This window comes from Kamptonema sp. PCC 6506 (assembly GCF_000180455.1).
In the GTDB taxonomy this organism is placed as follows: Bacteria; Cyanobacteriota; Cyanobacteriia; order Cyanobacteriales; family Microcoleaceae; genus Kamptonema; species Kamptonema formosum.
The window spans coordinates 1-6,505 of record NZ_CACA01000038.1; the positions used below are offsets into that span (position 1 = coordinate 1).

The following is a 6,505-nucleotide window of genomic DNA, read 5'->3' on the forward strand; positions in this document are numbered from 1 at the left end:
AGGGAGATGGGTAATTAGCGATTAGCAATTAGCGATTAGCAATTAGCGATTAGCAATTAGCGATTAGCGATTAGCGATTAGCGATTACCAATTACCAATTACCAATTACCAATTTCTTAATTAATCCATGCCTTACAGATTACTGTTTGTTTGTCTTGGCAATATCTGCCGATCCCCATCGGGAGAAAATATCATGAATCACTTAATCAAACAAGCAGATTTAGCCGATCGAATTATTTGTGATTCTGCCGGGACTGGGGGATATCATGTCGGTAATCCTCCCGATCGACGGATGGCGATCGCAGCTAGCAAGCGTGAACTCGAACTCCGGGGTAGTGCTCGTAAGTTTCAAAGGTCAGATTTTGAGAACTTTGACCTAATTTTGGCAATGGATAAAGACAATTACCAGGATATTCTTTCCCTCGATCCTCATGGCAAATATCGCGACAAAGTACGGCTGATGTGCGAGTTTTGTCAGAAATATGATTTGAGGGAAGTTCCCGATCCTTATTATGGTGGCCCAGAAGGATTTGATCGAGTAATTGATTTATTGTGGGATGCCTGTGAGGGACTATTGGAGTATGTCACTAAGGAAAAATTAATATTTAACAGTTGAGAAATTCAATTTTAATCGGATTTACGAACCAGATCTCAACTACGTGGGCTTAAGATTGCTTGCGAATCCTATTTTAGGCAGCCATTAGAGAATTGTACCTTCTTCTCCTCAGCCTTAACTTCTCACCCCTAAAATCAGTCTCAAGATAGATGGCAAGGTCAAAATTTTGTGTTTTCATTACATAAAAAATACATATCCTTATCCTTCTTCCTACGCAATTCATACTTATGAACGCAGACAAAGTAAAGGTTCGCTTAAATTTTGTGGTTTCGCCAGAAGTCAACGAAGCATTAGAAACTCTTGCTCACAAAACAGGCGGTACCAAAACAGAAGTATTTCGCAGAGCTATTGCACTAATGGAAGTAGTTGTGGATGCAAAACAACAGGGTAAAAGAATAGGAATTGCCGATAAAGATCAGCCTCTAGTTACTGAAATTATCGGTATTTAATTCAGGAATTTTGCTGAATATTTCTGCTATAGTGAGCAATGATACAAGCACGGTAAATTATTTAGTGGGATTCCTAAGCCTTAATCTCTGTCCTCACTCATCATTCTCCAATGAGTATAATTCAAGCGCTATATTCGCCAATTAAACGCTACAGCATTACGGCTTTGGCTCTAGGCACTGCAATACTTATAGCAATTTTGTTGTCGCCCACTTTCAAGGAAAGCCCTGCTGTATTATTTGTTCCTGCCTTAATAGTTAGCGCTTGGTTTAAGGGTAGAAAGTCAGGACTAAAGCAAAATCAAGAAGAACTCGATCGAGAGCGAAATTTTATCTCGAAAATCATCAGTACAGTTAGTAGTTTGATCGTAGTATTAGATCGAGAAGGACGCATAGTTAGTTTTAACCAAGCGTGCGAGAAAATAACTGGCTATTCCTTTGATGAAGCCAATGGTAAATATATTTGGGATTTGCTGATCGTACCTGAAGAAATAGATTCAATAAAAGCAGTTTTTGAGAACCTAGTCTCCGGCGTATTCCCTAACCAAAATGAAAATTATTGGCTGACAAAAAATGGTTCTAGCCGCCTAATTGTTTGGTCGAATACAGTCATTTTAGACAAAGAAGGTAAAGTTGATTATGTAATAGGAACTGGTCTAGACATTACCGAACGTAAAGCAGCAGAACAAGCACTATCTTTATCTTATCTCCAGTTGGAGAACCGCGTCCGAGAACGCACAGCAGAATTGAGTAAAACTAACGCAGCGCTGCAAGCAGAAGTGGCAGAAAGAGAGAAAATAGAAGCAGCACTGCGGCAAAGTGAAGAAAGATTTCGCTGCTTAAGCGCGTCTTCACCGGCGGGCATTTTCATGACCGACATCCAAGGTAGATGTACTTATACAAATCCTCGCTGTCAAGCAATTTGTGGTTTTAATTTTGAGGAAAGTTTAGGGTTTGGTTGGGCGAAATTCCTGCACCCAGAAGATCGCGATCGCGTATTTGCAGAGTGGTCATCCTACACCCAATCCCCCCGCGAATACAAAAACGAATTTCGCTTTTTAACCGCTGAGAGAGGCCTGCGCTGGGTTCGCATTTGTTCCGCTCCCATGTTCTCAGACCTGGGCAAAATTATCGGTCATGTCGGCACCTTAGAAGATATCACCTACCGCGTCGAAGCTCAACAAGCTTTATACCGCAGCAAGCAGGAATTTAAAGCAGTCGTAGAAAACACTCCCGATGTCATCCTTCGAGTTGATAGAGAACAGCGGTACATTTATGTAAATCCTGCCGTAGAAAAGAACATGGGAATGCCCGCAGCAGCATTCATTGGCAAAACTAGCAGAGAATTGGGTACGCCACCAGATTTATGCCAACTCTGGGGCGAAACGCTAGACAAAGTTTTTGCATTAGGTAGAGAGCAAGCAATAGAATACCAAGCTCCTACTGTTGAAGGAATGCGAACCTATCAGTCGCGGATAGTTCCAGAATTTGACAGCGACAGTTCAATACAATCAGCTTTAGTAGTAGCTCGCGATATTACCGAACTTAGAGAAGCAGAAGCTCAGCGGATTCAATTAATTGCAGAACAAGCTGCTAGGGCAAAAGCGGAAGCATCAGAACAGCAAGCAGCAGTTATGGCAACTGCGAGTGCAGTCCTCTCTTCGTCCCTCGATTGGGAAACCACCCTCAAAAATGTAGGAGAATTGGCAGTTCCTACCCTTGCTGACGGCTGCTATATTGACATCGCGGAAGAAGATGGGAGAGTGCGACGGCTAGCGACTATCCACATCGATTCCTCAAAAGTGGATTTATCCAAACAGTTAGAGCAGCGCTACCCGACTCCAGCAATGCCTGCGGCTGGCGAGACTTATACACTTCACGGCTATCGATTGGTGATGCGGACGGGACAACCAGAACTGATTCCAGAAATTACTGATGATATTTTAGTGGCAGCGGCACAGGATAGCACGCACCTAGAAATGTTGCGATCGCTCCAACTTGGCTCTCACCTGTGCGTACCCCTGATCGCGAGGGGACGGGTACTAGGCGCGATTACCTTCGTCACCACCAAGACCGGTCGCAGATATAATTCGGAAGACCTGAGATTGCTAGAAGACCTTGCCGATCGCGTCGCACTCGCCGTAGATAACGCCCAACTTTACCGAAAAGCACAGTTAGCTCAAGCTCAAGCCGCCGAATCCTTTGCTTCAATTGACGCACTCCTAGAAGCTGCTCCTTTGGGAATCTGCTTTCTAGACAGAGAAATGCGATTCCTCCGCATCAATGAGGTACTCGCAAAACTCAACTGTTTTCCCGCAGGCGAACACTTGGGTAAAAAATTTCACGAAATCTTGCCTAAATGTGCCGCCCGATTTGGAGATACGATACAGCAGGTATTAGACAGTGGAGAGTCTGTGCTCAACGTTGAAATTACCGGAGAATGTAGCAAAATACCGGGAGATTTCGGGTATTGGCTGGGCAATTACTACCCCGTAAAAGCTAAAGGTGGGGAGACGTTGGGAGTTGGTGTAATTCTGACAGAAATTACAGAAGCCAAGCGAACAGAAGCAGCATTGCGAGAAAGCGAAGCGCGGTTTCGCAGCGTAGTTGAGTCTAATACGATCGGAGTCGGTTTCTGGGAGCAAGAGTGCAAAATCATTGATGCTAACGATGCTCTGCTAGAAATTCTGGGTTATACAAGGGAAGAATTACGTTTACTTGCTCTGAGCTGGAAAGATATCACGCCACCCGAATACTGGTCTCTGGATGCAGAAGCGATCGCTCAAGTCCAAGCAAACGGTAGTTGCACGCCCTACGAAAAAGAATACATCCGCAAAGACGGCAGCCGCATCCCGATTTTAGCTGGGGGAGGTTTGATCGAGGGGTGCAAGGATCGAGGAACATTCTTTGTTTTAGATATCAGCGATCGCAAACAAGCAGAAGCAGCCGAGCGCCAAGCAAACAAGAAAATTGCCAACATCCTCGAAAGCATCACTGATGCTTTCTTTACTGTTAACAAAGAATGGCAATTCACTTACGTTAACACCCGCTTTTTAAACATGACGGGATTGCCGAAAGCAGAATTGCTCGGCGCTTGTATCTGGGAGAAATTTCCTGAAGCAGCAAGCTCTCCATTCTACGAGCAGTACCATAGAGCGATGTTTCAACAAATCCCCATCCAGGTAGAAGCCTTAGCCCCAAACGGCTCCGGGCAGTGGTTCGAGGCGCGAGCTTATCCCTGGAGTGATGGCCTCGCCGTATACTTTCAGGACATCACCAAACGCAAGCGCACAGAACAAGCCCTGCGGGAAAGCGAAGCTAGAGTCCAGCGCCAGTTAGCAGAACTCGACCATCTTTATAACACGACTCCAGTCGGGCTGTGCTTTGTAGATACAAACTTGCGCTTTGTGCGGATCAATGAGTATTTAGCTGCTGTCAATGGTAGAGCGATCGCGCAACACTTGGGACGGACTGTTAGAGAAGTAATCCCAGAACTTGCGGATTTACTAGAGCCCCTTTACCACCAAGTCATCGCTACTAGCATACCCATTCTCGACCTGGAAATCCAAGCTGAAACCTTGCAGCAGCCAGGAATTATCCGAGATTGGCTAGTTAGTTATCACCCCGTGTATGACAGCGAGGGGGTGCTTTTGGGCGTAAGTATAGTCACGCAGGAAATCACCGAACGCAAAAAAGCAGAACGGGCACTCAAAGAAAGCGAGGCGATCTTCCGCAGACTATTTGAGATTAACGTCTTCGGCGTAGCGATCGGCGATTTTCACGGTCAGATTAGTTATGCCAATGAAGCGCTTTTAAAGATGATTGGCTATACTCGCGAAGAAATGCTCTCAGGTCAAATACGTTGGGATCGGCTAACGCCACCAGAACAAGCCTATCTCGACCAGATCGCGATCGCAGAACTCCGAGCCAACGGTGTAGCAACACCTATAGAAAAAGATTACATCCACAAAGACGGTAGCCGCGTCCCCATCCTCATTGGTGGTGCAATGCTGGCGGAACCTTTTACCGAGCAAGAAACCGCGATCGCATTCTACATTGACATGACTGAGATCAAGCGTGTCGAAGCGGAACTGAAAAATAATCAACAGCGGCTGCAACTGGCTCAGCAGGCTGGGAAAATCGGCACTTTTGAGTGGAATCTCCAAACTGGTGAAATTACCTGGACGCAAGAGTTAGAAGCGCTTTACGGGTTAGAACCAGGGAGTTTCGGAGGTAAATACGAAAACTGGACGCAACTGCTGCATCCCGACGACATCGCCAAGACAAAACAGGAGATTGCCAAAGTCACAAATTCAGGTGGAGAATTAGATATTGAATTCCGCATCTGCCGCCCCGACAACAGCATACGCTGGATTGCCCTGAGAGCTACAACCTTCAACGACGAGCAAGGTTTACCCCTGCGGACGATCGGTGTAAATTTGGACATCAGCGATCGCAAACGCACTGAAGAAGCGCTGATGGAAACTAACCAAACCCTTGAAGCCTTGATTCAAGCTTGTCCTCTGGGGATTACAGTTTTTAGCGCCGAAGACGGCTCAGTAAAAATGTGGAATCCAGCCTCAGAGAAGATTTTCGGTTGGAGCGAACAGGAAGCCAAAGGTTATTTCCTTCCTTGTATCCCCCCTGACAAGCAAGAAGAATTCCAAGCCAACTTGAAAGCAATTAGGGACGGATTTGCCCTCACGGGTTTAGAAACCCGCCGCCAAAAAAAAGATGGGTCGCCAGTCGAGATCGGCTTGTGGGCAACATCAGTGCGCGACGCTAAGGGCAATATTAACTGTATGTCGATTGTGGCAGATATCGGCGATCGCAAGCGAGCGGAGTTAGAACGAGCCCAGTTACTCGATCGCGAACGCAAAGCCAGGGCCGAAGCGGAATCCGCAAATCGCATGAAAGACGAGTTTTTAGCAACTCTTTCCCACGAACTCCGCACGCCTCTGAATGCCATCTTAGGATGGGCGCAGTTGCTCCGTAGCCGTAACTTTAATGAAGCCACAACTGCTCGCGCTCTCGAAACTATAGAGCGTCAAGCCAGATTGCAAAAGCAGCTTATTGAAGACCTTTTAGACGTTTCGCGGATTATTCAAGGGAAACTGTGCTTGAACGTCCGCTGGTTCGACCTCGTAGAGACCCTCGAAGTCGCGATGAATTCTGTAAGCTTAATGGCAGGAGCTAAGTCAATAGAGATAGATACCTTCATTGACCCCGCAGTGGGATTGGTTTGGGGAGATGCAGAGCGCTTTCAGCAAGTGGTCTGGAATTTAATTTCCAATGCCATCAAGTTTACTCCCACTGGCGGGCAAGTAGAAGTAGAAGTGTGGTTGGGGACTGGGGACTGGGGAAATGGGGAGCAGAGGAGATGGGGAGCAGAGGAGATAGGGAGCAGAGGAGATGGGAGAGATGCGGGAGATGAGGGAGATGC

At 46.4% G+C, this 6,505-nt stretch carries 3 protein-coding genes; all 3 read left to right on the forward strand.

The annotated features are described in order from the left end of the window. Window positions 1–127 precede the first annotated feature (127 nt). On the forward strand, window positions 128–616 hold the full coding sequence (locus OSCI_RS02150) for a low molecular weight protein-tyrosine-phosphatase (RefSeq protein ID WP_173401172.1): 489 nt from the start codon (window positions 128–130) through the stop codon (window positions 614–616). 227 nt (window positions 617–843) lie between these two features. Further along, window positions 844–1,065, forward strand: coding sequence for a hypothetical protein (locus OSCI_RS02155; RefSeq protein WP_007353211.1), 222 nt, complete (start codon window positions 844–846; stop codon window positions 1,063–1,065). A gap of 110 nt (window positions 1,066–1,175) precedes the next feature. Then, on the forward strand, window positions 1,176–6,505 hold a 5,330-nt coding region (locus OSCI_RS02160; RefSeq protein WP_052638521.1), incomplete at its 3' end, for a PAS domain S-box protein.

Excerpts from the sequence above, each read along its gene's own strand:
- OSCI_RS02150 (WP_173401172.1), top strand. The coding sequence starts at position 128 with ATGCCTTACAGATTACTGTTTGTTTGTCTTGGCAATATCTGCCGATCC.
- OSCI_RS02155 (WP_007353211.1), top strand. The coding sequence starts at position 844 with ATGAACGCAGACAAAGTAAAGGTTCGCTTAAATTTTGTGGTTTCGCCA.